Source organism: Candidatus Symbiopectobacterium sp. NZEC135 (genome assembly GCF_025962695.1).
Map to the genome: position 1 here is coordinate 1 of NZ_JAGFPF010001117.1, position 708 is coordinate 708.

At 48.2% G+C, this 708-nt stretch carries 1 protein-coding gene; it reads right to left on the reverse strand.

Annotated elements, in window-relative coordinates:
* The coding region (locus J5224_RS32805) for an ABC transporter substrate-binding protein (RefSeq protein WP_264629096.1) at positions 1-708 on the reverse strand (708 nt) is incomplete at both ends.

Sequence of the window (708 nt, forward strand, 5' to 3'; positions counted from 1 at the left end):
CAGTAAAAGGTGCACGTTGGTTAGTAATTTCGTAATAATAAGAGCACAAATAAGGTGTCACCTTCACTTCATCAGGTATTTCCTGCTTCATTTTTTGAAACAGTTCAATCGGTAAATTGGTGTAGGTGATATCAATTTCACCGCTGCGATAGCGATTTACGTCCGTCACTTCTGAGGAGATGGGTAAATACGTCACCTGCTCAATGGTAGTATGGGCATTATCCCAGTAGTGAGGGTTGCGCGCTAAAACCAGGCGTTCATTGACAACCCAATTTTTCAAGGTATAGGCACCGTTCCCCACCCAATGTTCTGGCTGGGTCCATTTCTCACCGAACTTTTCAACCGCGGAACGATTAACGGGCGACATGGCAGGATAAACCGGAAGTTTATCAAAATAAGGCACCGCTTCGCTCAGCGTCACCTCCAGCGTATGGTCATCCACGGCTTTGACGCCCAACGTGTCCGGCGTTTTCTTTCCAGCTATAATGTCGTCAATGTTGACGATATGTCCGTACTGCAAGTAGCTGGCATAAGGCGAAGCGGTTGCCGGATCGGCTAATCGTTGCCAACTGTAGACAAAATCCTGCGCGGTGACGAGATCGCCGTTTGACCAACGCGCGTCTTTGCGTAAATGGAAAGTCCAAACGCGGAAATCTTTATTTTCCCAACGCTCGGCCACACCGGGCACTATTTTTCCATTCGGATCGG